Origin of the sequence: Mycobacterium gordonae (assembly GCF_001417955.2) — a bacterium.
Taxonomy (GTDB): Bacteria; Actinomycetota; Actinomycetes; order Mycobacteriales; family Mycobacteriaceae; genus Mycobacterium; species Mycobacterium gordonae_B.
In genome coordinates this window covers 20,516-46,792 of the sequence record NZ_LKTM01000327.1, presented here as the reverse complement: position 1 = coordinate 46,792, position 26,277 = coordinate 20,516, and the positions used below count along the sequence as shown (strand labels likewise).

Annotated in this window: 18 protein-coding genes and 1 riboswitch; of the genes, 9 read left to right on the top strand and 9 right to left on the bottom strand. The window is 67.3% G+C overall.

Annotated elements, in window-relative coordinates:
* Positions 1 to 116: 116 nt before the first annotated feature.
* On the bottom strand, positions 117 to 3,374 hold the full coding sequence (locus tag AO501_RS22525; RefSeq protein WP_055579836.1) for a helix-turn-helix transcriptional regulator: 3,258 nt from the start codon (positions 3,372 to 3,374) through the stop codon (positions 117 to 119).
* Between the two features lie 396 nt (positions 3,375 to 3,770).
* Between AO501_RS22525 and AO501_RS22520 the strand changes: the two genes are divergently transcribed.
* From AO501_RS22520 to AO501_RS22510, 3 genes are all read left to right on the top strand, one after another.
* Positions 3,771 to 5,498, top strand: coding sequence for a PPE family protein (locus tag AO501_RS22520; RefSeq protein WP_055579832.1), 1,728 nt, complete (start codon positions 3,771 to 3,773; stop codon positions 5,496 to 5,498).
* A gap of 24 nt (positions 5,499 to 5,522) precedes the next feature.
* The gene (locus tag AO501_RS22515; RefSeq protein WP_055579831.1) at positions 5,523 to 6,755 is read left to right on the top strand and encodes a PE family protein; all 1,233 of its coding nucleotides are present in this window, start codon (positions 5,523 to 5,525) and stop codon (positions 6,753 to 6,755) included.
* A gap of 100 nt (positions 6,756 to 6,855) precedes the next feature.
* Entirely contained in the window at positions 6,856 to 8,046 is a 1,191-nt protein-coding gene (locus AO501_RS22510; RefSeq protein WP_055579830.1) for a PPE family protein, read from the top strand.
* Here the strand turns inward: AO501_RS22510 and AO501_RS22505 are convergent.
* The 3 genes from AO501_RS22505 to AO501_RS22495 all read right to left on the bottom strand — a co-directional run bounded on the left by AO501_RS22505 (position 8,043) and on the right by AO501_RS22495 (position 11,288).
* Positions 8,043 to 9,395 carry a flavin monoamine oxidase family protein gene (locus AO501_RS22505; RefSeq protein WP_055579829.1) on the bottom strand — a complete coding sequence of 451 codons (1,353 nt, stop codon included), beginning with the start codon at positions 9,393 to 9,395 and terminating at the stop codon, positions 8,043 to 8,045. The two genes, AO501_RS22510 and AO501_RS22505, sit on opposite strands and share 4 nt — an antisense overlap.
* 150 nt (positions 9,396 to 9,545) lie before the next feature.
* The gene (gene prpD, locus AO501_RS22500; RefSeq protein ID WP_055579828.1) at positions 9,546 to 11,051 is read right to left on the bottom strand and encodes a 2-methylcitrate dehydratase PrpD; all 1,506 of its coding nucleotides are present in this window, start codon (positions 11,049 to 11,051) and stop codon (positions 9,546 to 9,548) included.
* A 15-nt stretch (positions 11,052 to 11,066) separates the two neighbouring features.
* On the bottom strand, positions 11,067 to 11,288 hold the full coding sequence (locus AO501_RS22495) for a hypothetical protein (RefSeq protein ID WP_055579827.1): 222 nt from the start codon (positions 11,286 to 11,288) through the stop codon (positions 11,067 to 11,069).
* 115 nt (positions 11,289 to 11,403) lie between these two features.
* On the opposite strand from AO501_RS22495, the gene AO501_RS22490 reads away from it, so the two are divergent.
* The gene (locus tag AO501_RS22490; protein WP_055579826.1) at positions 11,404 to 13,125 is read left to right on the top strand and encodes a DUF3556 domain-containing protein; all 1,722 of its coding nucleotides are present in this window, start codon (positions 11,404 to 11,406) and stop codon (positions 13,123 to 13,125) included.
* A 65-nt stretch (positions 13,126 to 13,190) separates the two neighbouring features.
* On the opposite strand, the gene metE is transcribed toward AO501_RS22490, so the two are convergent.
* From metE to AO501_RS22465, 5 genes are all read right to left on the bottom strand, one after another.
* The gene (metE, locus tag AO501_RS22485; RefSeq protein ID WP_055579835.1) at positions 13,191 to 15,473 is read right to left on the bottom strand and encodes a 5-methyltetrahydropteroyltriglutamate--homocysteine S-methyltransferase; all 2,283 of its coding nucleotides are present in this window, start codon (positions 15,471 to 15,473) and stop codon (positions 13,191 to 13,193) included.
* Positions 15,474 to 15,619: 146 nt separating this feature from the next.
* Positions 15,620 to 15,823, bottom strand: a riboswitch (cobalamin riboswitch).
* 52 nt (positions 15,824 to 15,875) lie between these two features.
* Positions 15,876 to 16,523, bottom strand: a complete 648-nt coding sequence (locus AO501_RS22480; protein WP_055579825.1) for an SDR family oxidoreductase — start codon at positions 16,521 to 16,523, stop codon at positions 15,876 to 15,878.
* Positions 16,524 to 16,541: 18 nt separating this feature from the next.
* The gene (locus AO501_RS22475) at positions 16,542 to 17,804 is read right to left on the bottom strand and encodes a TetR/AcrR family transcriptional regulator (RefSeq protein ID WP_055579824.1); all 1,263 of its coding nucleotides are present in this window, start codon (positions 17,802 to 17,804) and stop codon (positions 16,542 to 16,544) included.
* A 162-nt stretch (positions 17,805 to 17,966) separates the two neighbouring features.
* Complete coding sequence (locus tag AO501_RS22470) at positions 17,967 to 19,052, bottom strand: acyl-CoA dehydrogenase family protein (protein ID WP_055579823.1); 1,086 nt, start codon at positions 19,050 to 19,052, stop codon at positions 17,967 to 17,969.
* Positions 19,049 to 20,203 carry an acyl-CoA dehydrogenase family protein gene (locus tag AO501_RS22465; protein ID WP_055579822.1) on the bottom strand — a complete coding sequence of 385 codons (1,155 nt, stop codon included), beginning with the start codon at positions 20,201 to 20,203 and terminating at the stop codon, positions 19,049 to 19,051. Before AO501_RS22465 ends, AO501_RS22470 begins: the two co-directional genes overlap by 4 nt.
* Before the next feature lie 115 nt (positions 20,204 to 20,318).
* On the opposite strand from AO501_RS22465, the gene AO501_RS22460 reads away from it, so the two are divergent.
* From AO501_RS22460 to AO501_RS22440, 5 genes are all read left to right on the top strand, one after another.
* Complete coding sequence (locus tag AO501_RS22460; protein ID WP_371934944.1) at positions 20,319 to 22,022, top strand: nitric oxide reductase activation protein NorD; 1,704 nt, start codon at positions 20,319 to 20,321, stop codon at positions 22,020 to 22,022.
* Positions 22,023 to 22,082: 60 nt separating this feature from the next.
* Positions 22,083 to 22,940: a CbbQ/NirQ/NorQ/GpvN family protein gene (locus AO501_RS22455; RefSeq protein WP_055579820.1), complete on the top strand. Its 858-nt coding sequence runs from the start codon at positions 22,083 to 22,085 to the stop codon at positions 22,938 to 22,940.
* Between the two features lie 88 nt (positions 22,941 to 23,028).
* Positions 23,029 to 24,147 (top strand): ABC transporter substrate-binding protein, encoded by a 1,119-nt coding sequence (locus AO501_RS22450; RefSeq protein WP_055579819.1) that lies wholly within the window; start codon positions 23,029 to 23,031, stop codon positions 24,145 to 24,147.
* A 4-nt stretch (positions 24,148 to 24,151) separates the two neighbouring features.
* The gene (locus AO501_RS22445) at positions 24,152 to 25,279 is read left to right on the top strand and encodes a spirocyclase AveC family protein (RefSeq protein WP_055579818.1); all 1,128 of its coding nucleotides are present in this window, start codon (positions 24,152 to 24,154) and stop codon (positions 25,277 to 25,279) included.
* Positions 25,272 to 26,276 (top strand): SDR family oxidoreductase, encoded by a 1,005-nt coding sequence (locus tag AO501_RS22440; protein WP_055579817.1) that lies wholly within the window; start codon positions 25,272 to 25,274, stop codon positions 26,274 to 26,276. The genes AO501_RS22445 and AO501_RS22440 overlap by 8 nt, the downstream gene beginning before the upstream one ends.
* The last annotated feature ends 1 nt before the right edge of the window (position 26,277 follow it).

The following is a 26,277-nucleotide window of genomic DNA, read 5'->3' as shown; positions in this document are numbered from 1 at the left end:
AAACGACATTGCTGCACTCCTGAACGTCGAGGATTGACTCGACAGTGCGGGATGCTGCGATGCGGAACGTCGGTCAGAGGACGTAGATCGGGCGGCTGAGGGGTCGTATATCGGCGTCAGCCGTGGGAGACACCTTCATGGGCGAGTTGCACCCGGGAACTGATACCGAGCTTGGCGTATACGTGCGTGAGGTGGGTTTGCACCGTCCGCCGGGAAACGAACAGCCGGGCCGCGATTTCGTTGTTGGCCAGGCCCTCCGCGACGAGCCGGACGACATCGCGCTCGGTGGGAGTCAGTGCCGCCCAGCCGCTGGCCGGGCGCTTGCGTTCACCGCGTCCGCGGCGCACGTAGGCGACGGCCTCGTCGAGGGACAGGCCTTCGCCTTCCCGCCACGCTTCGTCAAATACGCTGTCGCCCAGAGCTTCCCGTAATTGCGCGAGGATGCTGTGGTAGTCGGCGTCGTAGACCTTGAACCGGACGCAACCGAGCTCGCGGCGAATCTGGTTGGCCGCGGCCAACAGTCGCGCCGCATCCCGGTGCCCCAGGCGGTCCGCGGCCAGCCGGCCCAGGCATTCGAGGATGTCCGGCACGGCCAGGTGCGCGTCGTGTTCGGCGGCGCAGGCGAGTGCTTTGTGGGCATCCCGTTCGGCCTGATCCGGCTCGTGCTTGGCGATCGCGATGCGGGCGCGCGTCGTCAGTGCCCGCGCCAGATGCCAACCCGACGACGCCGCGACCTCCTGGTCGGCCCAGCGGCCCGCGGTGATGAGATCGCCGCGCGCCAGGGCCACTTCGGCCATCGGGTTGGTATTGGCGCCGGCCAGTTCGCCCTGCACGCTGAGCAGTTCCTGGGCCGCCTCGCTGGCCGCGGCCGCGCCCGCGACATCGCCGGCGGCCACGGCGGCGGTTGCCAGGACCGCATAGCTGAATCCCTGATTGTGTGGCCAGAGGTCCGCCGCGGCCGCCAGGGATGCCTTGGCGGCGGCGGTGGCTGCTTCGGTGTCGCCGCGGAACGCCAGAGCGTTGCACAATGCGAGCCGGCTGCCCCACCGGAACAGCACGTCGTGCGCCGCATCGGCATCGGCGGTGACTGCGCGAAATTGCGTGATCGCTTCGACGAGAGCGCCTTTCATCATCTGCGCCAGACCCAGCGTCCACCGGCACGAGCGGGCGTGGAAGTGATCGCCGATCTGCTCGGCGAGGTCTCGGCCCTCCTGGGAAGCCGCGTAGCCGGCGACCGGGGCACCGGCGTAGAACGCGCCGTAGGCCTGCCACGTGAGGATCTGCGTCAAGCGCCACCGGTCGCCGAGATCGCGGGCGATGCCGATCGCCTCGGACAGGTACGGGCGGGCCGCGTCGGCGCTGTAGGAACTGATCGCGCCGCACGAGGTGAGCGCGCGGGCCAGCAGCGCGGGATCCCTGATGTCGCGGGCGATGGCCACCGCCTGCTGCGCCTGCTCGAGGTTGTCGTGAACGCTGCGCGACGCGTCCAGGGCGGCTCTGTCGGCCAGCGCCCGTCCGCGCACCACCGGCGATACACCGGACAGGGCGCTGCGGTCGGTGAGCACCGCGTCGAACCACGCCAGCCCCTCCTGGATGCGCCCGCGCGTCAGCCAGAGCGGCTGCAGCGCCGACGTGAGTTCCAGCGCGGGCTCGGGTTCGCGATGGTCGCAGCAATGTGCGAACGCTGTCCGGAGATTGTCGATCTCGGTCTCCACCTGTTCGATCCGGCGCTGGTGTGCACCGTCGGTGGGGCTGTCCAGCGCGGCGGCCATCCTCCCGTAGTGGTCGCGGTGGCGTGCGCGCAACGCATCGGCCTCACCGGATTCGCGCAGCCTTTCCATCGCGTAGTGCCGCACCGTCTCCAGCATCCGGAAGCGTGTCCGCTCCGCTGAGCTTTCGGCCAGCACCAGTGATTTATCCACCAACAGGGCGAGCTGATCGAAAACCTGATGCGGCGCCAGATCTGCGTCGGCGCACACCGTGCGCGCGGCTTCGTGGTCGAAGCCTCCGCTGAATACGGCCAAGCGGCGGAACAACATTCGCTCGGGTTCGGTCAGCAGGGCGTGCGACCAGTCGACCGATGCGCCCAAAGTGTGGCGGCGCCGTGCCGGCCCGCCTTCGGTCAGAAGCCGGAAGCGGTTGCGCAACCCGTCGAGAATCTCGCTGAGCGACATCACCCGCACGGCCGCCGCCGCAAGCTCGATTCCCAGCGGCAGGCCGTCGAGTCGCCCACAGATATCCTGCACCGCTGCCACGTCGGAGGGGGTGACGCTGAAGTCAGGCCGGGCCAGGCGGGCGCGGTCGATGAACAGCTCGATCGCTTCGTCGGAGAGCGACAGGGACGGCACCCTCCAGGTCAGCTCTCCGGGAACCCCGATGGGTGCCCGGCTGGTGGCCAAGATGGTCAGGTGCAGGCACTGGCCCAACAGCCCGCGGACCAGCGCGGCGCAGGCATCGGTCAGGTGCTCGCAATTGTCCAGAACCACCAGCGCGTCCCTGACGCCGAGGAACCGCACCAGCGTGTCGATCGCCGAACGGCCTGGCTGGTCGGGCAATCCCAGGGCACGCAACACCGCCACCGGCACCACCTCGGGCCGGCTCACCGGCGCCAGATCGACGAACCACACGCCGCCGCCGAACTCGGGCGCCGCTTGTGCGGCGATCTGCGCCGCCAGGCGGGTCTTTCCCACGCCACCGGTACCCGCCAGGGTGACCAGCCGGTTGTCGGCAAGGAACTTGCGTACGTCGTTGATCTGGGCAGCGCGGCCGACAAAGCGGGTCAACTGCGCCGGAAAATTCGGTGCCGCAGCGTTTTTGGACCCCTGCAAGGGTGGGAACTCGATCCGCAGGTCGGGGTGGCACAGCTGCGCCACGCGTTCGGGGCGGGGCAGGTCGCGCAACTGATGGGCGCCGAGGTCGGCCAGCCAGACGTCTTCGGGGAGGTGGTCGGCAACAAGGTCGTGGGTGGTGCCCGAGACCACCACCTGGCCGCCGTGTGCCAGCTCGCGCAGCCGCGCTGCCCGGTCGACGGCGGGTCCCGTGTAGGTGCCCGGGCCTTCGAGATGCACCTCGCCGGTGTGCACCGCGACTCTTAACTGGATCGGGGCCAACGGGGCCTGCTGCAAATCGATCGCGCACGCGAGTGCGTCGGTGGCCCGGGCGAAAACGGCCAGGAACGAGTCGGCGCTGCTGTCTTCGGCGTCCGGTCTGACCGGACCGGCCCCGCCGTGCGTGGCAATGATGTCCGACACGAGGTCGCGGACGCCTTCCCGGTCGCCCGCCCTCGTCTCGGGCACGTCTTCCCATGACGGCGCCGAGCGCTCGGCATCGGCGAGCAACAGGGTCACTGTTCTCGTCGGCAGGAATTCGCTCACGCACATGTCAAACCCGATTCACACTGCCCTCATGCCGTGCCTGTGACTCCCAGTGTCACGCACGGAGGCCGGCAACGGTTCAACATGAGTCCAAAAAGTTCGCTATCCGGCCGCGGGGCGCTGGTGTCCGCGAGTGCGCGCGTGTTGCCGGGGACACGCCGCCGCGACCGGCATTTTGCGGTCGCTCGCGGTGGGCCCTGCTGGCGAGCGCGCGCGTGTTGCCGGGGACACGCCGCCGTGGCCGGCATTTTGCGGACGCTCGCGGGCTGCGCCGCGGGTACGACCCTCAACCAACCCGACCTACGACCCCCTCCGGCACTGGATTTACGTCCTGTGGCCGACGTTCCTCCGGTCGCCGCAGCGCATCGTTGACTTCCGCAAGGAGGGACGACTGGCATGAATTTCGCGGTGTTGCCGCCAGAGATCAATTCGGCGCGGATGTATCTGGGTGCGGGGCCGGGGCCGACGTTGGCGGCAGCGACGGCATGGGACGCGCTGGCCGGTGAACTCGACGTGGCGGCGCGCTCCTTCGCAGCGGTGGCGTCGGGGCTGACGGGGGAGGTATGGCAGGGTCCGGCGGCGGCCGCCATGGCCGGTTCGGCCGCCCCCTATGTGGGGTGGCTGTCGGAAGCGGCGGCCCAGGCTCAGAGCACCGCCGGTCAGGCGCGGGCCGCGGCCTCGGCGTTCGAGGCGGCGCTGGCCGCCACGGTCCATCCCGCAGTGGTTGCAGCCACTCGTAATCACCTTGTCTCGCTTGTGGTTTCGAATCTGTTCGGCCAGAATGCACCGGCGATCGCCGCCGCTGAGGCCAGCTACGAGGACATGTGGGCTCAGGATGTGGCTGCGATGGCCGGTTATCACGGCGGGGCCTCGGCGGCGGTCGCGCAGCTTGCGCCGCTGCAGCAGACGCTGCCGGGCCTGCCCGGTCTGGCGCAGATACAGGCAGTGCTCGGCAATCTCGGCGGCCAGAACGTCGGCGGTGGCAACCACGGCAACGGCAACGTGGGCAACGGCAACTTCGGTGACGCCAACCTCGGCAGCGGCAATTCCGGCAACGGCAACGTCGGCAACGGCAACCGGGGCAATCAGAACGTGGGCAGCGGCAACTCGGGCTTCAACAACACCGGAGCAGGAAACTCGGGCCAGGGCAACATCGGTAGCGGCAACCTAGGCAACGGCAACTTCGGTAACGGCAACCTCGGCAGCTCCAACGTCGGCAACGGCAACCGCGGCGACGCCAACATGGGCCTGGGCAATCGCGGCAGCAACAACGTCGGGCTGGCCAACACCGGCAACCACAACTTCGGCTTCGGCAACACCGGCAACAACAACATCGGCTTCGGCCTCACCGGGGACAACCAGGTGGGCATTGGTGCGCTGAACTCGGGCGTCGGCAATATCGGTTTCGGCAATTCGGGCACCGGCAACATCGGCTTCTTCAACTCGGGCACCGGCAACATCGGCATCTTCAACTCCGGCAACCACAGCTTCGGCCTGGAGAACTCGGGCAGCTTCAACACCGGGCTCAGTAACGCGGGCCAGGGCAATACCGGCGCGCTCAATGCCGGATTCAACAACTTCGGGCTCGGCAATGCCGGTGCGAACAACATGGGCTGGGGGAACGGCGGCTCGCAGAACCTGGGCTACGGAAATGCCGGCTTCCAGAACACCGGAAGCATGAACGCCGGCTCGCTGAACACCGGTGATTTCAATGCCGGTGATATCAACACCGGATGGGCCAATGCCGGCCGCAGCAATACCGGAGGCTTCGACTCGGGCAACCTCAACACCGGTTTCGGCAGTGTCATCACGCCGGTCGGGGTCAAGAGCTCCGGTTTCGGCACCAGCGGCCTGGACTCATCGGGGTTCTTCAACACCGGCGGCGATACGTCGGGGTTCATGAACACCGGCCTGGCGTTCGAATCCGGCTTCGGAAACTCCGGCAACGGCAATAACGTCGGCATCAACAATCACGGAAGCTTCCTGGCGGGCATCGCAAATACCGGCTTCGACAACATCGGCATCGGAAATTCGAACGTCTTCAATTCCGGTATCGGCAACTCCGGCAACGACGACTCCGGGTTCTTCAACAAGGGCGACGCGAAGTCGGGTCTCTTCAATTAATCCAATCATTCGAGGGGGGTTCATATGTCGTATGTGATCGCGGTGCCCGAACTGCTGCAGGGTGCGGCCGACGATCTGGCGGGCCTTCGTGCCTCGCTGACCGAGGCCGTCGCTGCCGCGGCCGGCCCGACAACCGCGATCGCTGCCGCGGCTCAGGACGAGATATCGGATGCGGTCGCGACGATGTTCGGCAGTTTCGGCGCGGACTTCCAAGCCGCTCATGCCCGAGCGCACGCGTTCGGCGAGCATTTCGCCGGGTCGCTGAACGGCGCGGGCGTCGCTTACGCGAGCGCCGAGTCATTCTCTTATCAAACACTTTTCGCGAATACGGCCACCAACCTGCAAGCGCTGGAGAATGCCGTCGCGGCGAACCCGGCGCCGTTCCTCCGCCAGTTCGTCAGCAATCAACTCGGGTTCGCGCAGACCGCCTTTGGTCAGCAAATCGGTTATGCGCAAACGATTACGACCGCACTCGCCAACGCCGCTCAAGATTTCGGCGCAGGTGTGAGCGCGCTTCCCGCCGCGTTGCAGGCCGCCACGCAGCAGCTCGCGGCGGGCGATGTCACGGGCGCGGTCCGCGGCGTCGCGACCGGATTCGGAAACCTGTTCCTGACGGGTCTATCCGCCAGCCAGGACCCGACGACCCTGCTCATCAACATCACACCGACCGGCACGCTGGGCGACCTTTTGCCGATCCTGCGCCTGCCCGGGCAGATGGCGCAGCATCTCACCGATATGCTCCCCGCCGGCTCGGTTCCCGCTCAGATCTCGCAACACCTCACCAATGTGATCACCACCCTGACCGACACCTCGCAGACCTTGGACCTGGTCACCGGCGACCTGCATGTGGGCCTGCCATTGGTCCTCGGCCTGGAAGCGATAGGCCCGGTCGTCACCACCGCCAACGCGTTCGGCGACAGCGCGAACGCCGTGCTCGGTGCGCTGCAGACCGGCAACGTGCTGAGCGCCGGCGCGGCGCTGCTCGACACCCCCGTAGCCGTGCTGGACGGATTCCTCAACGGCCAAGCGACGCTGCCGCTTTCGGTGACGCTGGGTGACCTGACGACGACGACCAACGTGCCACTCGGCGGGATCCTGGCCCCCGCGCGGACGGCGTCGCTCACACTCGAGATCTTCGGCACGACGGGGACCATCCCGCTTTTCGGTACAGCCTTCGGCGGCATCCTGCCGGGCCTGCTGACCTTCCTGCCCGAACAGCTTGCGGAGGCGATCGGTGGCGTGCCGGTACTGCCTTGAAACGGGCTGCGATGTTGCTGAAAGTCAGCTGAGTCCATGACCTTGCGAGGCGACAAATGGGGACAGTAATGAGATACCGCTCGCTGGGGTTGGGGGTGCGATGATTTTAGATTTTGCGTGGTTGCCTCCGGAGATCAACTCCTCGAGGATTTTCAGCGGGGCCGGACCAGGTCCGCTGCATGCGGCGGCGGCAGCCTGGGACGGACTGGCGGCGGATCTGGCGTCCTCGGCCCAGTCGTTCAGTTCGGTGATCTCCGGTCTGACGGGCGGGCCGTGGTCCGGCCCGGCGGCGGCATCCATGGCCGCAGCGGCGCTGCCATACCAGGACTGGATGACGCTGGCCGCGGGTCAGGCGGACGCGGCGGCGGGGCTGGCGCGCACGGCGGCGTCGGCGTTCGAAGGGGCGTTGACCGCGACGGTGCACCCGGCGGTGGTGACGGCGAACCGGGTGTCGTTGATGACTTTGATCGCAACGAATTTCCTGGGCTTCAACACGCCGGCGATCGCGGCCAATGAGTTCGACTACGCGGAGATGTGGGCGCAGGATGTCGCCGCTATGGTCGGTTACCACGGTGGTGCGACGGCGGTGGCCGCGAGCCTGACCCCGTTCGCTGTACCGCCGGTTGACCTCGCCGGCCTGGCCGCCAATATCGGAGCCCAGTTCACCGGCCTGGCGACCACCGCGTCGGCCGCGATCAGCCCGGCTCTGCAAAGTGTCACCGGAGCGGCGCCGGGGCTGGTGGCCGGTGTGCAGTCGGCGGCTTCGGCGTTGCCGATCCAATCGATCGCCTCGGTGGCCCAGCTGGGCGCCATGCCGGCCAGCATGATGATCGGCCCACTGATGCAGGCGGGACAATCGGCCACCGCCGGCACCGCGGGATTGGCCGGCGCCACAACCGGTGTGGCCGATGCGACCAAATTCGTCGGCGACACCGCTCCGGCGATGAAGGGACTCGGCGGAGGAGCGGGCCCGGGGGCGGGCATGTCCGGCAGCCTGGGCCAGGCGCGCATGGTGGGGGCGATGTCGGTGCCGCCGACGTGGGTGGGGTCAGCACCGAAAGGCATGGCCAGCTCGGCGATGCACGGATTGCCCACGGCGGCCTCGATGCAGGCCTCGATGCAGGCCTCGATGCCCACCGGTGGCGGGATGCCGATGATGCCGATGCCGATGGGGGCCGGGGCCGGTGGTGCGGGCGCCGGAATGCCGGGCGGGATGATGGGCCGCGGCGGCGCGAGTCCGCACATGACGCAGAACCGGCCCAGCGTGATTCCGCGTACCGGGGTCGGCTAAGTCTGCGCCGCAACCACTTCGGCGGCGGCGCGCTCACCGGAGCGGATCGCGCCGTCGATCCAGCCGCACATGACGGCTGAACTCTCGGTGCCCGCCCAGTGCACCCTGCCGCAGGGTGCGCGCAGCGCGTGACCGTACTCGGTGAGAACACCGGTCGGTGTGTGGCTGATCATCCCGCCCCCGGAATAACGCTCAAGCGACCAGTTCTGTTCGTGGTATTCCGTTGGCGTGCGTGCCAATTCGCCGAACCTGTCGATGAGTTCGCCGATGATGGCTGCCCGGCGGTCGGATTCGCTGAGGTCGGTCAACCGGCGGGCGGCGGGCCCCTCGGTGATGGCGCACATGATCCCCGGGCTGCCGGTGTCGGTGCACGCGTCGATGGTCAGCGTGGCGGCGGTCCCGGGTGCGGCGGACTGACCGGACAAGCCGTCGGCGCGCCAGAACGGTTTGTCGTAGATCAGCGAGGTCTTGATGACGGCGCCGCTCGGCATGCGCTGATTGAGAAACGCCCGGTCCGCCGGCAGTGCGGGTTCGTAGCCGATCGAATCGGCGATCGCCATCGGGATCGCCACGATGGCCCGGTAGGCGCGCACCGAGAACCCGTCTGACTGGACCGTGACGCCGTCGGTGTCCTGGATGATGGTGCGAACCGGCCGCGACAGGTGCAGTGCGTCGCCCAACGCGGCGACCATCGGGCGGTAGATGGCACCCATCCCACCGACCGGGCGGGCGTCCTGGGAGCCGCCTTTGCCTGAGATGACGAACGTGGGTCCGCCGGCCGAGGACATCTGCAGCAACATCCACAACAGCGACACTTCCGCCGACGTCGACGTGTAGGTGCCGCCCAGCACCATGTCCAGCATTTCGCGCGCCGGTTTGGACATCACGTTGCGCTCGAGCCAGTCGCCGATACTCATTCGGTCCCACTCCGCGGCTTCATCGGCCTCCCAGGGGGCTTCGCGCGGAATCGTCTTGCACATCTGCTCGATGCTCATCAGGCCGATGCCCAGGTTGGCGACCGCCCACGGGCTCATCGTCCACGGCAGCTTGCCGCCGTAGCGGCGCCTCTTGCCGTCGACGATCATCATGGCGTCACCGTCGTTGTGCTGCTTGTACTCCGGCACGCCGAATTCCTGCATCAGCGCATAGATCCGGTCCTGGCCCGGTCCGATCCACGCCCCGCCGCGGTCGATCCACACCCCGTCGTCGCGGGTCACGGTGAACGTGCGCCCACCGACGCGGTCGCGAGCCTCCAGCAGCGCCACGGAGTGACCGGCCTGCTTCAGGCGCAGTGCGGCCGTCAGTCCCGCGAATCCGGCTCCGACCACGCAATAGTCGACATCCGTCATGACCCCGCTCCTCGTAGACCCCTGTGCGCCCCAGCGGCAAGCTACACCGATCATGGCACCGCGGTAACGGGTTTCGGAAGAGTCGACGTTGTCTCGCGTCGTTTTACGTTGGCCTGGAACAGCTTTCGGAGATCTATTGTCGATGATCGCTTATCCGAAGATACCGGGCGGAACTGCGGGCGCCTGGTCCAGCACGGACGGATCCACGAGCGGGTTGAGCGCGCCGAGCGTCCCGGCGGTCATGCGGGGGAGATTCGCCACTACCGACAGAAACCGGCGCTGTTCGGCGTCTCCGATCACGCCGTCGGCCAGTGCGGTGAACTTCGCCAGGTACTGCTCTCGTTCAAAGGGCCGTTCTCCCAACGGATGTGCATCGGCGACAGCGATCTCGTCGACGATCATCCCGCCACTCCGCAACGTGATCTCGGCACGGGCGCCGAATGCCTTCTGCGCCGGGTCGGGTGAGTGGTAGCGCCTGGTCCATTCGGGATCTTCGACGGTGGAGATCTTGCGCCACAATGCGACGGTGTCGGGGCGGTGCGACCGCTCCGGCGCGTAAGACCGTTCGTGGTGCCAGGTTCCGTCCTGCAACGCGACGGCGAAAATGTACATCACCGAGTGGTCCAGCGTTTCGCGTGAGGCATCCGGGTCGAACTTCTGCGGGTCATTGGACCCGGTCCCGATCACGTTGTGCGTGTGGTGACTGGTGTGCAGCACCACGGACGCGACCTGATCCAGATCGCCGATCTTGGTGCGCATCCGGCGGGCCAGATCGATCAACGCCTGGCTCTGGTACTCAGCGGAGTGTTCCTTGGTGTAGCTCTCCAGGATGGCGCGCTTGGCCTCGCCCGCTTCGGGAAGCGGCACCTGATAGGTGTGCTCCGGGCCGGCCAGTAGCCATGCGATCACTCCGTCCTCGCCCTCCCAGATGGGGGCGGGTGCCGGTTCGCCACGCATGGCACGGTCCACCGCCTCGATGGCGACCTTGCCGGCCCATGCGGGCGCGAAGGCCTTCCAGCTCGAGATCAGTCCTTTGCGTGATTGCCTGGTGGCGGTCGTCAGGTGCAAGGCCTGACCGATCGCCGAGTAGATGGTGTCCCGGTCGAGCCGCAACATGGTTCCCAGGCCCGCGGCCGCCGCCGGACCCAGGTGCGCAACGTGGTCAATCTTGTGCTCGTGCAGGCAGATTCCCTTCACCAGGGCGATCTGTATCTCGTACGCGGTGGCCACGCCGCGGATCAGATCCGCGCCGCTCACCCGAAGATGTTGAGCGACGGCCATCAGGGGCGGGATGTTGTCGCCGGGGTGGGCATAGTCGGCTGCCAGGAACGTGTCGTGAAAGTCCAGTTCGCGCACAGCCACGCCATTGGCCCAGGCTGCCCATTCCGGTGAGTAGTCGCCCTCGACGCCGAACACTTTCGCGCCGGTCGGACGCGGGTGAGCGAGAGCCTGGACGCGCGCAGTGGTCGGGGGACGCCGGATCACCGAAGCCGCCGATACCGCCGCGTTGTCGATGATCCGGTTGATCACCATGGATTCGGTTTCGGCGGGCACCGCCACCGGGTCCGCGGCTACCTCGGCGATCTTCCACGCGAGGTGCTCACCGCGGGGAAAATGTTCGTCGCTGCGTCGGGCACGAACGTGATGAAGGCGCACCGGCCGGAGTCAGCCCTAGCCCGGTCCGCCGTACTGCCACACCAGGCTGTGGCTGCCCGTCATCGTCGGGTTGCACCACATCGTCTTGCCTTCGGCGTCCTGGGTGGTCGCGTGCAGCACGGTGCACGAGTCACCCGGGGACGGCGCCTGCGCCTGTGCCGGCCCGCTGCCGAGGACGAATGCGATTGGTACCGCGGCCCCCGCGACCGCCCATCTGAGGTACCGGGGTCTACGCATGCTCCCACTCCCTTCGCCACCTGTACCTCACGGTATCGCCCGCCACAGCGGCTGACCAAGGATTCGGTGGGCCGGGCTGGGCATCCGCCTAGAACACGTTCTAATCTGTCAAATTATGGGATTTCTCAAGCCCCAGCTGCCCGAGGTCGACATCGCCGAATGGAGCAAGGGCACCCGCAGCGAGAAGATCCGCCCGATGGCCCGCCATTGGGCCGAGGTGGGCTTCGGCACGCCAGTGGTGATGCACCTGTTCTACGTCGTCAAGATCCTGCTCTACATTCTGGTTGCCTGGCTGATTGTGCTGAGCACCAAGGGAATTGACGGATTCACCAACGTCCGGGTCTGGTACGCCGAGCCGATCGTGTTCGAGAAGGTCGTGTTGTACACGATGTTGTTCGAGGTGGTCGGGCTGGGCTGCGGCTTCGGGCCGCTCAACAACCGGTTCTTCCCGCCGATGGGTTCGATCCTGTACTGGCTGCGGTTCGGCACCATCCGGCTGCCACCCTGGCCGGATCGCGTCCCGCTGACTTTCGGCACCAAACGCAAGCCGGTCGACGTCGCGCTCTATGCCCTGCTGCTGGTGCTGCTGGTGACCGCGCTGTTCACCGATGGAACGGGGCCGATACCGGCGCTGGGCACTCGCGTCGGAGTACTGCCGATGTGGCAGATCGTGGCGATCCTGCTGGTCCTCGGTGCCGCGGGGTTGCGGGACAAGGTGATCTTCCTGGCCGCTCGCGGTGAGGTCTACGGGTCGCTCACCGTGACGTTCCTGTTCGGCGGTGTCGACATGATCGTCGCGGCCAAGCTGGTGTTCCTGGTGATCTGGATGGGCGCGGCGACGTCCAAACTCAACAAACACTTCCCGTTCGTGATCTCGACGATGATGTCCAACAATCCGCTGTTCCGGCCGCGGTTCATCAAACGGATGTTTTTCGAGAAGTTCCCCGATGACCTGCGGCCCGGGCTGTTGTCGCGGATGTTCGCTCACATCAGCACGTTCATCGAGATGTTCGTGCCGTTGGCGCTGTTCTTCTCCCACGGCGGGTGGCCCACCACCGTGGCCGCGATCGTCATGGTGTGCTTCCACCTGGGCATCCTGACGGCGATCCCGATGGGGGTTCCGCTGGAGTGGAACGTGTTCATGATCTTCGGCGTGTTCTCGCTGTTCGTCGGGCATGCTCAGCAGGGCATCAGCGACGTCAAACACCTTGCGCCGGTGGCGATTCTGTTCACCCTGCTGGTGGGCACCGTGATTTTGGGCAATATGTTCCCGCGCAAGATCTCGTTCCTGCCGGGCATGCGCTATTACGCCGGCAACTGGGACACGACGCTGTGGTGCATCAAGCCGTCGGCGAGCGAGAAGATCGCCCGGGGCATCGTCGCGATCGCCAGCATGCCGCAGGCCCAGCTGGAGCGGTTCTACGGCAAGGACCGAGCCGAGATCCCGATGTACCTGGGATACGCGTTCCGCGCCATGAATACGCACGGCCGGGCACTGTTCACCTTGGCCCATCGCGCGATGGCCGGACAGAACGAGGACGACTACGTCATCACCGACGGAGAACGCATCTGCAGCACCGCGATCGGCTGGAACTTCGGTGACGGCCACATGCACAACGAGCAGCTGATCGCCGCGATGCAACGGCGTTGCCGATTCGAGCCGGGCGAGGTGCGCGTGGTCCTGCTGGACGCGCAGCCGATCCATCGGCAGATCCAGCGGTACCGGTTGGTTGATGCCGCAACAGGCGAATTCGAGCATGGCTATGTCCGGGTGGCCGACATGGTGACCCGCCAGCCCTGGGCCGACGACGTCCCCGTCGTGGTGGAGTCGGACTAGGGCGAGCAGACGCAAAATCGCATGTTCCGCGGCCGCGGAACGCGATTTTGCGTCTGCTCGCGGGGCTAGGCCCCGGCGCGCACCTCACGCGCCGCGGCCACCATGTGGCTTAGCGAAGCGGTCACCTCCTCGACGTCACGCGTCTTCAGGCCGCAGTCCGGGTTCACCCAAAGCCTTTCAGCGGGAACGGCTTTCAGCGCGGCCCTGAGAGACGCTGCCATCTCGCGGGTGCTGGGCACCCGTGGGGAGTGGATGTCGTAGACGCCCGGGCCCACGCTGTTGGAGAAGCCGATCGCGTTGAGGTCGTCGAGCACCTCCATGTGCGAGCGGGCCGCTTCGATCGACGTGACGTCGGCATCCAGATCGGCGATCGCGCCGATCACCTCGCCGAACTCCGAGTAGCACAGGTGGGTGTGGATCTGGGTCGAGTCGGCCACACCGGAGGTGGCCAGCCGGAAAGCCCCGACGGCCCAGGACAAATACTCGTCCTGGTCGGCACGCCGCAGCGGCAGCAGCTCCCGCAGCGCCGGCTCGTCGACCTGGATCACGGCGATACCCGCGGACTGCAAGTCCACCGTCTCGTCCCGGATCGCCAGCGCCACCTGGTTGGCGGTGTCGGCCAACGGCTGGTCGTCGCGCACGAACGACCACGCCAGGATCGTGACCGGCCCGGTCAGCATGCCCTTGACCGGTTTGTCGGTGAGCGACTGCGCGTAGGTGATCCAGTCGACCGTCATCGGGTGGGTGCGGGCCACATCGCCGAACAGGATCGGCGGACGCACACAGCGGCTGCCGTAGGACTGGACCCAGCCGTTGTGAGTGGCGAAGAAGCCCTCCAGCTGCTCGGCGAAGTACTGCACCATGTCGTTGCGCTCAGGCTCACCGTGCACCAACACGTCGATGCCCAGCTGCTCCTGCAGCTTGATGACGTCGGCGATCTCCTTCTTCATCCGCCGCTCGTATTCGGCCTGGTCGATCTCCCCGGAGCGCAACGCGGCCCGCGCGACGCGGATGGCCGAGGTCTGCGGGTAGGAACCGATCGTCGTGGTCGGTAATACCGGCAGCTCGAGGCGCGCCTCCTGGCTGGCGCGACGCTCTGCGGGATCGCCGCGGTGGACGCCGGAGGCGACGATTGACCGGATTCGGGCGCGCACCTGGTCGTTGTGCAGCCGCGGGTCCTGTTTGCGCGACGCCACCGCGGCGTTGGAGGCCGCGATCTCCTCGGCGACGGCGTCGCGACCGTCCCGCAGCGCGCGCGCAAGCACGACCACCTCACGCACCTTCTCCGCCCCGAACGCCAGCCAACTGCGCAGGTTGTCGTCCAGATCGGTCTCGGGCTCCAGCGAGTACGGCACGTGCAGCGTTGAGCACGACGTCGAAACAGCCACCGCCCCGGCGGGTCCCATCAGGGCGGCCAGTTTGCCCAGCGCCGCCTGCAGATCGGTGCTCCAGATGTTGCGACCGTCGACGATCCCGGCCACCAGTGTCTTGCCGGCCAGCTCGGGAACGGCAGCCAGCGCTGTGTCGGGGCCGTAGACCAGGTCGACCCCGATCGCTTCGACCGGGGTGCGGGCCAGGCCCGCCAACGCCGCACCCGGGTCGCCGAAGTAGGTGGCGACGTGGATGCCAGGGCGGTTCGCCACCGCGCCCAGCGCGTTGTAGACCGCCTCGGCCAGCGCGGGCGCGTCGGGGGAGATGTCGGTGACCAACGCCGGCTCGTCGAGCTGCACCCACTGGGCCCCGCTGTCCGCGAGCAGTGACAGCAGTTCGGAATAGATCGGCATCAGCTCCTGTAGTCGCTCGATCGGTGCGCCCGCGCCGTCCACCGCCTTGCTCAGCAGCAGGAAGGTGACGGGCCCGATGATCACGGGGCGCGCCGGGATGCCTTGTCCCTGAGCCTCTTTCAGCTCGGAGAGGACCTTGTCCGGGTGCAGTGAGAACTGGGTCGAGGGACCGATCTCCGGAACGAGGTAGTGGTAGTTGGTGTCGAACCACTTCGTCATTTCGAGCGGGGCGACTTCGTCGGTACCGCGCGCGGCGGCGAAGTAGCGGTCCAGTTCGTCGGCGATGCCGCCAACCCGCTCGGGCAGCGCGCCGAGCAACACCGCGGTGTCCAGCATCTGGTCGTAGTAGGAGAAAGTGTTGACCGGCACCGAGTCGAGGCCGGCGGCGGCCAGTTGCGACCAGGTGTCGCGGCGCAGCTTGGCCGCGGTGGACTCCAGGTCGGAGCGACTGGTGCGGCCGGCCCAGTAACCCTCGGTCGCGCGCTTGAGTTCGCGGCGCGGGCCGATGCGGGGGGAACCGGTGATGGTGGCGGTGAACTTCGGAGAACGGGCTTGAGCGGTCACGAGCGGTCCTTCATTCGACGGTATGGTCACCGCCCGCGGACGCGCAGCCGACAGTCGGGGCGATGCGCTGGTGCTCTCAGAGCCCGCGTACCACCACGGCTGGCTGGCCAAACGCCCATTCCACGAGGCGATGTGCCGCCGGGCGCGGCGCGCCCGGCACACCTGGCAGGTCTTCGGACTCACAGGCGCGCACCGAAAAGGTGCACCTACTGGCCGTCGCTTCCCAGTCCGATGCGGACCAGTGCGTGTGACGGCGGTCGTTCCTGCATACCGCTGCGGGACAGTCCCGGATTCTCACCGGGTTCCCTCTCGCGAGGCGTTAGGACCTCGCTCGGTGCCGGCGCCGCGAGGGCGTCGGCAGACCAGTTGCGAGGATCAGGTTACTCCGCGGGCCGAGTGCGGTTACCGCACGGGCGCCAGAGCGTCCGCGATCGGCACGTCGCCGTTGTTGAAGTCGATGGTGCGGCGGATGGTCGCGTCGTCGGCGAGAGCCGCCGCGACGACTGCCGCCACGTCTTCCCGCGACACCTCACCCTTGGCTTTGCCGACCGCGATGTGTCCGGTGCCCCGGTCGAGGGTGAGCCGACCCGGGCCGAGCACGGTCCAGTCGAGCTCGCTGGCACGCAGGTGGGCGTCTGCCGCGGCCTTGGCCTCGGCGTAGGGAAAGAATGAATTCTCCGGCGACACGCCATGTCCGGGGCCCGCGCCGAAATACGACACCATCACGAACCGCTTGACGCCGGCCCGGCCCGCGGCGTCGATCGTGCGGATCGCCGCGTCGCGGTCCACGGCGTAGGTGCGTGCCGGGTCGCCGCCGCCGGCTCCGGCGGTGAAGACGACCGCGTCGTGCCCGGCCAGCAGGTCGGCCAGGGCTTCGGTGTCGAGGTGCTCGATGTCGGCGGTGACCGGGCTGGCGCCGGTGGCCGCTACCTCGTCGGTGTGGTCGGGGTTGCGGAACACCGAGCTCACCTGGTCACCACGCCCGGTCAAGATCCGGGCCAGATGCAGGGCGACCTTGCCGTGGCCGCCGATGACAATGATGTGCGCCATGTTTCGACGCTACTCCGGCTACTGTCCGGCGCGAATCGCAACACCGCGCAGGACGGTGTCACGAGCCAGGATGAGCGACGACCGGGTGCCCACCGCGCGCAGGATGTTCTCCGGTATCCACTGCATCCCGATGATGCTGCGCGCCAGCATGGTGATGCTGGGCGCTTCGATGCGGATTTCTGAGGACCGGATGCCTTCGGAGAGAAGCGATTTCATCTGCCGCAGCCGAGTGGTGTACAACCAGCCCGGGTTGGCGGTGTTCGGCGGCGACTGGCGCATCCAGGCGAGCTGGATCCGGAATTCATCCGAAAACTGGTCCAGCGCATTGACGTTGACCCAACTCAGCGCGTCCAGCTTCTCGATCGGGGTCGCCTCGGAGCGGAGCACGTCCATCCAGCCGGCTTCGACCTTTTGGCCGAACGAGCGCATGATCGACGCCAAGAGTTCGTCTTTGGATCCGATGACGCGATACACGGTGCCCGTTCCCAGGCCTGCTGCCGACGCGATATCCCTGATCGTGGTGACTTCATATCCTTTGCGGCCGAACTCTGCCCGCGCCACCGCCCGCAGATGGGCCGCCTTGTCGCTGGGATCGGCTTCGCTGTCGTCGGCCCAGGACGCAATGACGTCGCCGGCCGCGGCGAACGCCTTCGACCGGTCCAGCGTCCCGTCACTGGGTGGCTGAGAGGCCAATCCCTGCAACGTGATTCGGCACATCAGGGCGGCCACCTGGTCGGCGGAGGAATTGTGCCGAATAACATCGAGCCCGACCTGCAGCATGGTCTGGCAGATCCGGTCGGCCAGCGTCGGGAGATCGATGTCGGACTTGATGTAGCCGCTCCACCTGGCCGCGCGCAGCGTTTGCAGCATCGCCTCCTGAATCGCGGTGGGCCGCTGCTGTGTCAGCTTCATCAGTTCCGGATCGGCGCTCGGGCCTTCGTAGAACGACATCTGTAGGGCCGCCCGATGCCGCACCGCGCAGTTGGCGATCGCCGATCCCAACTCGATGATCTTCTCGGCAGGTGGACGCGAGTCCGGCTCGTCCAGCTTCGCCTGGGCGTCCTGTCCGATGCGCGCCAGGTCGGCCTGGTAGCGGCGGATGAGTTCCACCAGGATCGCTTCTTTGGATTCGAAATGGTGGTACAGACTGCCGGGGAGGATGCCCGCCGCGTCAGCGATCTCCTGCAGCGAGGTCCGCAGGCCCGACGAGGCGATCAGCGACGCGGCTGTCTCGAGGATCTCGGCCCGGCGCGTTCCGGCTTCGAGTGCGCTGTCGGTCATGGCCGGCGGGGAGCGGAGGACCGCGGTGCCGGCAACGTGCGCAACTCGTCCTCCTGCTGAACCAAATCTTTGGTAGAGGCTATCAGACTTGCCGGAGCAAACGTGCTGCTGAGAGGCCATCGGCGGAAGGCCGAACCCATCGTAGGCGACGGCCGGGCGCGGTCACCCCGGCCCTTTAGCGGCGAGGCGAGTACCGACTTCGATGAGATAGCGGTCCGACCCTCCGCCGAACGCGCTCCAACTCAGTAAGCGCTTGAGATAGAGGTGGGCGTCGTGCTCCCAGGTATAGCCGATACCTCCGAACACCTGAATGGCGGTATCGCCGACGGCGGCCAGTCGCCCGGCGAAGGCCTTGGCTCGAATGGCGGCGAGATGCCGTTCGGCAGGCGAGTTCTCGGCCGCCCACAGCGCGTGGATCACGCCGCTGCGCGCCAACTCGACCGTCTCGAACATGTCGACGCACAGGTGCTGGATCGCCTGGAAGGATCCGATGGGCGCCCCGAATTGGATTCGCGTCTTGGCGTATTCGATGGCCATCTGCATGACCGCGCGGGCAGCGCCCAGCGCGTCGGCGGCCGCGGCGATCAGCACGTCGTCGGTGACGGCTTGGACGTCGTCGGCCGACAGCGTGCCCAGTCGCCGCGCGCTCGCATCGTCGAGCTCGACCCGAAACTGCTTGCGGGTCTGGTCGATACCGCGCTCGGCTGTCACCGAGACACCGGCCGCGGCGGACTCCACGGCGAAGAGCGCCGAGCCGTCGAGGACCAACAGCACATCGGCCGCCGCCGCGTCGGGCGCGGCCAGCGGTGCCGAGCAGACGCAAAAGCCCCCGTTTTCTCCCGAAACGAGGAGCTTTTCTGTCTGCTCGCCCAAGCCCAGCACCGACACGACTCTGGTGCCGTCGGCGATTCCGGTCAGCAGGTCGCCGGCCGCCCGGCCGCCGACCGCGGCCAGCACCCGCGCGGCCGCCACGGCAGTCGACAACCACGGCCCCGGATGCAGGGCGGCACCGAGCTCCTCGGCGACGATGCCCGCTTCGACCATCGTCATGCCCGTGCCGCCGAACTCCGCCGGCACCAGCACACCGGTCGCGCCCAGCTCGGCCAGGCCCCGCCACACCGCCGGCGTGGTTCCCGTCGGATCGTCGAGCATCGGACGCACGTGGCCCGAAACAGACGCCCGCTCAGCGAGAAACTGCCGCACCGTGTCCCGCAGCGCGACCTGTTCTCCATCCAGTTCGAGGTTCATTTGCGCGGCAACCCCAGTACCCGCTGCGCGGTGATGTTCTTGGTGATCTGGGTGGTGCCGCCCGCGATGGTCAGCGACCGCGAGGTCAACCGGTAATCACTCCAGCGGCCGTGCGCGCCACCAGTACCGAGCACGTCGAACGCCAATGCGGCGAGTTCCTGGCCGATCTCGCCCCACACCGTCTTGGCCAGGCTGGCCGACCCGAACGCCGTGATCTCCGGGCCACCGTGCAGCGCGGCCGAAATCGACCGCTGGCACAGCACTTCGAGATACTTGATGCGGACCGCGATCTCGCCCAGACGCCGCAGCACCACCGGATCGCTCAGGGCGTCCCCGGCCAGCGCCAGGTCGGCCACCAGTTCGTCCAGTCGCAGTTCCAGCTCCGCGTACAGCCGTGCCGCCCCGGCGCGTTCGTGGCTGAGCGTCGTCGTGGCGACCTGCCAGCCGTCGTTGAGCGGGCCGAGCAGCGCGTCTGCCGGTACCCGCACGTCATGGAAGAAGACCTCGGCGAAATCGCTGTCGCCGTTGAGCGTCACGAGCGGGCGCGCCTCGATGCCGGGCAGCGCCATGTCCACGATGAGGCAGGAGATGCCCTTGTGTTTGGGTGCGTCCGGGTCGGTGCGGACATACAGCTGACACCATTTCGCCTTGTGGCCCAGCGAGGTCCAGATCTTCTGCCCGGAGACGACGAAGTCGTCGCCGTCGCGCACCGCTCTGGTGCGCAGCGCGGCCAGGTCGGATCCGGCCTCGGGTTCGGACATGCCCTGGCACCAGATGTCGTCGGCGCGCATCATTCGGGGCAGCAGGGTCTTCTTCTGCGTTTCGGTGCCGTACTGCATGATCGCCGGCGCGATGTTGTTCATCCCGATCACGTTGAGCGGCAGCGGCGCCCGGGCGCGTGTGGTTTCCTCGGTGTAGACGAGCTGTTCGAGCACCCCGGCGCCACGGCCGCCGTACTCGACCGGCCACGACACGGCCGCCCAGCCCGCGTCGGCCATGGTCGCGTTCCACGCGCGCAGTTTGTCGAAGGCGCTGTCGTCGCGGCCGGAGGGGCGCCGGGCGGCTATCAGTTCCTCGGTCAGATTCGCCGACAGCCAGGCCCGCAGTTCAGCACGGAACCGCTCCACCTCGGCCGGGTATGAGAAGTCCACGTCTGCGTTCGAACCCCGTATTGGTCTGAGCTTGATTGACTGCGCCTGAACCGGACTTTACGTTGGAACAGATATTTGGTCAATCCGGGGTCGGCGGGGTCGTTCGGAGGTGGGTGTGGACGACGTTCGGGCCGACCGGCCGCAGTCGCTGGACCTGGTGGCTTCCGCGCTCGCGGGCAAAACCGTTGCGGTGGCTCAGCTGCCGCCCGGCCAACCTGCCTGGACGGACGGTCAGACGATTTATGTGGACGGCTCCGCCGCAGCCCGGGCCCGGTTGGCGGCGGTCGCGGTGCAGGCCTCGCTGATCGCCGCGGGCAGCCTGGATCCGGACGTGATGCGGTCCCTGGTCCGGCATGGTCGACTGGCCCGGCGCTATCTGGCGATCGAGGCTCACCGCGCCTTGGTCGCCAATGCCGATCTGCTCCCGCGCCCCTTGATGGCGCTGGGAAGCCGCGAGATCGCGGGCCGCAGCGACTCGCCGCAACGGTCGCTGAGCATCGCCGGCCGACGGGAGGCGATCGACGAGCAGGCGGCATTCGGCGTGATCCGCCCATCGAAGGTACTGGCCATCCACGCCCGGGTGGCCGCACACCAGGATCCGTCGGCGCCACAACACGTTCCGCGACGTGACAGCGCGCGGCACGTGGAAGAGTTCGATGACGCTGAGACGGACGACTCCGACGATCCGGACCTGTTCACCAGCCCGGTGGGCGGAGGCGGCTTCATCGGCAAGTGGCTGAAGAAGATGCTCTCGTCGGCCCGCAACACCGGCAGCGGCGGCGGCCCGCCCGGGTCGGACAGCCCGACGCACCGAACAGACTCCGGCAGAAGGGGATTGCGCGCCGTAACATCGCTGGCCGCAACCTCGAGCGAGCAGACCGACGACCGGGCCGCTCAATCGGACGGCGTTCGGTACCCGGAATGGGACGTCACCCGCAAGCGCTACCGCTCCGCATGGTGCACCGTGCGGGAGGTCGAGCCCACGATCGACCCGACGGCAACCCAGGAGATCGACGCGGCAATCGGCGTGCGACGCCCGTTGTCGCGGCTGGGCATGGGGCTGCACCGCCGTCACCGCCAGTCTCAGGGCGACGACATCGACATCGACGCCGCCGTCCAAGCGCGCGTCGACGTCCTGGCCGGGGCGGTAGCCGATGAGTCGGTGTATCTCGACAGCCTGCGCCGGCGGCGGGACCTGTCGGTGCTGCTGCTGCTCGATGTGTCGGGGTCGGCGGCCGAGCCGGGCACGGCGGGACGCACGGTGCACGAGCAACAGCGCGCCGCCGTCGCCAATCTCACTGTGGCGCTGCATGATCTGGGCGACCGGGTGGCCCTCTACGCCTACTACTCGCAAGGCAGGGGAGCGGTCAGCATGATCCCCGTCAAGCGTTTCGACGATCACCTCGACGCTCAGGTCATCAGGCGGCTGAACAGTCTGGAACCGGGTGCGTTCTCGCGGCTGGGCGCCGCTATCCGTCACGGTTCGACGGTCTTGGAGTCCCGGGGTGGTACCGCGCGGCGGTTGTTGGTGGTGCTGTCGGACGGTCTGGCCTACGACCACGGATACGAACGGCCCTACGGTGCGGCGGATGCCCGCCGCGCTCTGACCGAGGCCCGCCGCCGGGGCACCGGCTGTGTGTGCCTGACGATCGGAGCCGGAACGGATGTGCCATCCCTGCGCCGGGTGTTCGGCAGCACCGCACATGCGGTGATCGCGCACCCCGACCAGCTCGCCGGTGTCGTCGGCCCACTGTTCCGGGCCGCCCTGCGCTCGGCAGAGATGCGCCGAAAGCCAACGGCCGCTTCAGCACCCTTGTAAACAAACATCTGTTCCGGATAGTCTCCGGGCAGTCATACAAAGGAAGAAGAAAGGGAGGTCATGGCCCACGAGTCCGCACTCGCCGCGCGCGCCGGTCCCAACGCCTCTCGACAACAGGCGGAGCAGATGCGGCCCTACTACCAGGCGGTCGGCAATGAAGAGGCCGTCTTCAGGGCCGCCTACCGGCAGCACCTCACCGTCCTCCTGAAGGGGCCGACGGGTTGCGGCAAAACCCGTTTCGTCGAGGCGATGGCGTACGACCTCGGCCGGGACCTGATCACCGTGGCGTGCCACGACGATCTCACCACCGCCGACCTGGTTGGTCGCTATCTACTGCAGGGCGACGAGACCGTGTGGGTGGATGGTCCGCTCACCAGGGCCGTACGCGAGGGCGCGATCTGCTACCTCGACGAAGTGGTGGAAGCCCGCCAGGACACCACCGTGGTACTGCATCCGCTCGCCGATCACCGGCGTCAGCTGCCCATCGAGCGCCTCGGCGTCACGCTGGACGCAGCACCGGGATTCGGACTCGTGGTGTCCTACAACCCCGGCTATCAGAGCGTGCTGAAGGACCTCAAGGACTCCACCCGCCAGCGCATGGTCGCCCTCGAATTCGGTTTCCCGACTGCCGATATCGAGCAGGGCATCGTCGCCCACGAGGCGGGTGTGGACGCCGCGACCGCCGCGGAACTGGTTCGGTTCGGTCAGGCTGTCCGACGCCTGGAGACCGGAGGACTGCGCGAGGTCGCCTCGACCCGGGTGCTGATCGCCGCGGGCCGGCTCATCGCGGAGGGGCTGGGCATGGCGGAGGCGGCCCGCGCCGCGATCGCCGGTCCGCTGACCGATGACGTGGCGGTAGGTAGGGCTCTCGGCGAGATGATCGAGGTCTATCTGGGCTCGGGCGGATCCGGCCGATGATTGACGCTGCCAATCACCGCGGCTACCGTCTGAACAAATATTAGGTCTCATTTCGTCGCTGCGGGGAGTAGCTAGTCAGGGAGGTCATATGTCCTACGAGAGCACCGCGGAGCCGATCAAGGTCGGCTACCTGATGGACTTCAAACTCCCGCCGGGCTTTCCGGAGGACCTGTTCGCCTCATTCACTCATACCTTCGACCTCATTTTCGAAGAAGCACTTGCCCAGGGTGAGATGGACCGCCCGGTGCAGATGATCTATCGCGAAGTGGAGGGCCTGCCCAAAGGTTCGGTGAAGGCGGTGATCGACGCGTACGGCGAACTGGTCGATGAAGGCTGCCTAGTGGTCTTCGGCCCGAACATCACCGACAACTGCGTGCCGTTGCGCGAAGCGATCGAGGAACGATTCAAGGTTCCGGCTATCAGCGTGACCGGCACCGACGACTGGCTGGGCGAATGGACCTTCGCCTTCCCGCAAGGCTCGATGACCGATGAGCCGATCTTCCTGGCCGACCTGATCGCCAAACGAGAACTTTCCGAAATCGGCGTGCTGGTCGAGCAGAGCCTGATCGGTGAGAGCTATCTGAAAAACCTGCGAAGCGCCTGTCGACGCAAAGGTATTCGCATCGTGGCCGAAGCTTCGATCGCCCAGACGGCCCAAGACATCAACGCCGCGGTGCAGACGTTGCACGAGGCGAAGTCCGAGGCGATCGTGCACCTGGGATTCGGGTTCGGGATCGTGTTCATCAACCCGGCGCTCGAATCGCTCGGTTGGGACCCGCCCCGTTTCACCACCACCGCGTGGCAGAACGCGTGGGTCAACCCGATCATGTGGAACGCGTTCATGGGCTGGACCGGTGTTGACCAGTACGACGAGGCGAACAAGGTCGGGCAGGACTTCCTGGACGCCTACGCGGCGAAGTACGACGGCAGTCGGCCCGAATTCTGTGTGACCGTGGTGAATCGCGACGTCGCGGCCACGCTGGTACGCGCCTTCAGCGATGCGCATCCGCTGAGCCCCCGCGGCGTGAAAGAGGCGTTGGAACGGGTCAAGATGCTGCCGGCCGCGTCCGGCGCGCCCGGCACCCGGGTGTCGTTCGGCAAGTGGACCCGCCGGGCCTGGATGGGCGCGGGCTATCTGGTGGCGCGCACCCTCGACGCCGACGGCGTCAACTCCCACTTGGTTGACCGCTTCGGAGAGGACGGCTGACGACATGGCCGCACCGGTACGAACAGACCAGCCGGCCTCGGCGGACCGGCGCGGAAAACTGAACTGGGGCAGGTGGATTGCGGCGGTCACGCTGGCGGCGTTCGCGCTGTTCTTCGTCGTCAACTGCCGGACCGCCCTGGACCCGCGCGTCGCCAACCCCACTGTGCAGGGGCGGCCCCGTCCCGTCGAGTTCATGTTCGGGCTGGACTACATCACGTTCCTGGACGGTGCCACCGCGGTGGCGCTGATCGTGCTGCTGGTGGTATTCGTCAGGGGCTGGCGGCGGAATCCGGGTAGTCCGGCGATGCTGATGTTCCTGTGCACGACGCTGATCGTCTGGCAGGACCCGATCATGAACTGGGCGCCGTTCGCGGTTTACAACCCCGATCTCATCCACTGGCCGGAGTCCTGGCCGCTGGTGTCCCTGTCGCCGACGGTGGAGCCGTTCGTCGTGTTCGGCTACGTGATGTTCTACTTCGGCCCGTACTTCCCGGCGGTATGGATCCTGCGCAAACTGCAGGCCCGAAGGGGCCCAGAGCATTTCGTGTCGAAACATCCCTTGGTCAGCCTGGGCCTGATCACGTGTGCGATCGGCTTCGTCATGGACGCGTTCCTGGAGAACACGCTGATCCACTGGGGGATGTACATCTATTCCCAGGTGATTCCCTGGGGCTCGGTGTTCACCGGCACGACATTCCAGTTCCCGCTGATCTGGGAGTCCTTCTCGGTGACGTTCGTGATGGTGCCCGCGGCGATCCTGTGCTACCGCGACGACACCGGGAAATCGGTAGCGGAGAAGCTCGCCGCCAAGGCCAGGCTATTTCCGGGCCGCCCGGTGCTCGGCACATTCCTGGTGATGTTCGCGATCATCAACGTGTCGTATTTCGCCTACGGGGCCTGGTTCTGGGCCATCAAGGTGAGCCACGCAGCGACCTCGGTCGCCTGCCCGTGGCCCTTCCCCGAGGCCAAAGTCTATGATCCGCAGGGCTTTTACGAGAAGGCCGGTGCCCTGGGTCCGTATTCGGTCGGCATCTGGTCGACCTGGGCAAGCGGGGAGCCGGACGGACGGCCGCACGTCGATCCGCCGCCTCCCAGCTCGGGTGCCTGCGCAGCCCCCAGTCAGCATGGGTGAGCCGCGTAGCGTCGTCATCACCGGCGCCTCCCGCGGACTGGGGTTCGCCTCGGCGGTCCGGCTCTATCGTGACGGATGGCGGGTGGTGGCGGCCATGCGCAGCCCGGAGCGGGCATTTCCGTTGCTGCAGAAGGCGACCGGAGCGGCCGACGATGACCCACGGCTGATCCCCGTGCAGCTCGACCTCACCGACGCCGCCTCGATCTCCGCGGCGGCGAAGGCCATCGACGAAGCGGTGGGCACCCCCTACGGGTTGGTGCACAACGCCGGGATCTCCGCCGCTGGAGTAGTCGAGGAGACGGATACGGCGTTGTGGCAGAAGATGTTCGCCACCAGTGTGCTGGGTCCCGTCACGCTCACCCAGGCGCTGCTGCCTGCCATGCGGGCCGCGGGCGAAGGCCGCATCGTCCTGGTGTCCAGCGCGGCCGGGGTACGCGGCCAGCCCGCCACCGCGCCGTACTCGGCGGCCAAGGGGGCCCTGGAGCGCTGGGGCGAGTCGATGGCGTGTGAGATCGCGCCGTTCGGTCTCGGTGTCACGGTGTTGGTGGCCGGCACCTACGACACCGAGATCATCACCGACGCCGGCACTACCGACGACCGCGACTTCGCCGGCCCCTACGCCCGGCTGCACAACACGATGGACACCCGGGGCAGGTTGGCGATGCGGCTTGCCAGGCCACCCGAGCGGTTCGCCGACGGACTTCTCAAGGCCCTCAATGACACGAAGCCGTTCCGGCGCCGCGGGGTGGGTCCGGATGCCTCAATGCTGTTGGCGCTGAACAGGGTGCTGCCCGCCGCGGGCATGCACCACCTCTCCCGGCTGGTGTTGGGCATACCGAAGCAGGGATCGATGCGGGGCGGGGCGTACCCGTTGACGGCTGGACAACGAGCGATGGTTCTCACCGCGCGTGTTCTTCCGCAGCCGGTGCTGAATCGCCTCGCGGCAGTTGTCGCAAAGCGAAATACGGCCAAGAACAAGGGGACTGAGGGGGACTGAC

Coding starts and splice junctions, on each gene's coding strand:
- AO501_RS22490 (WP_055579826.1), top strand. CDS start 11,404: ATGGGATTTCTCAAGCCCCAGCTGCCCGAGGTCGACATCGCCGAATGG.
- AO501_RS22450 (WP_055579819.1), top strand. CDS start 23,029: ATGTCCTACGAGAGCACCGCGGAGCCGATCAAGGTCGGCTACCTGATG.
- AO501_RS22470 (WP_055579823.1), bottom strand. CDS start 19,052: ATGAACCTCGAACTGGATGGAGAACAGGTCGCGCTGCGGGACACGGTG.
- AO501_RS22440 (WP_055579817.1), top strand. CDS start 25,272: ATGGGTGAGCCGCGTAGCGTCGTCATCACCGGCGCCTCCCGCGGACTG.
- AO501_RS22445 (WP_055579818.1), top strand. CDS start 24,152: ATGGCCGCACCGGTACGAACAGACCAGCCGGCCTCGGCGGACCGGCGC.
- AO501_RS22495 (WP_055579827.1), bottom strand. CDS start 11,288: ATGCGTAGACCCCGGTACCTCAGATGGGCGGTCGCGGGGGCCGCGGTA.
- AO501_RS22475 (WP_055579824.1), bottom strand. CDS start 17,804: ATGACCGACAGCGCACTCGAAGCCGGAACGCGCCGGGCCGAGATCCTC.
- AO501_RS22510 (WP_055579830.1), top strand. CDS start 6,856: ATGATTTTAGATTTTGCGTGGTTGCCTCCGGAGATCAACTCCTCGAGG.
- AO501_RS22480 (WP_055579825.1), bottom strand. CDS start 16,523: ATGGCGCACATCATTGTCATCGGCGGCCACGGCAAGGTCGCCCTGCAT.
- AO501_RS22505 (WP_055579829.1), bottom strand. CDS start 9,395: ATGACGGATGTCGACTATTGCGTGGTCGGAGCCGGATTCGCGGGACTG.
- AO501_RS22520 (WP_055579832.1), top strand. CDS start 3,771: ATGAATTTCGCGGTGTTGCCGCCAGAGATCAATTCGGCGCGGATGTAT.
- AO501_RS22455 (WP_055579820.1), top strand. CDS start 22,083: ATGGCCCACGAGTCCGCACTCGCCGCGCGCGCCGGTCCCAACGCCTCT.
- AO501_RS22515 (WP_055579831.1), top strand. CDS start 5,523: ATGTCGTATGTGATCGCGGTGCCCGAACTGCTGCAGGGTGCGGCCGAC.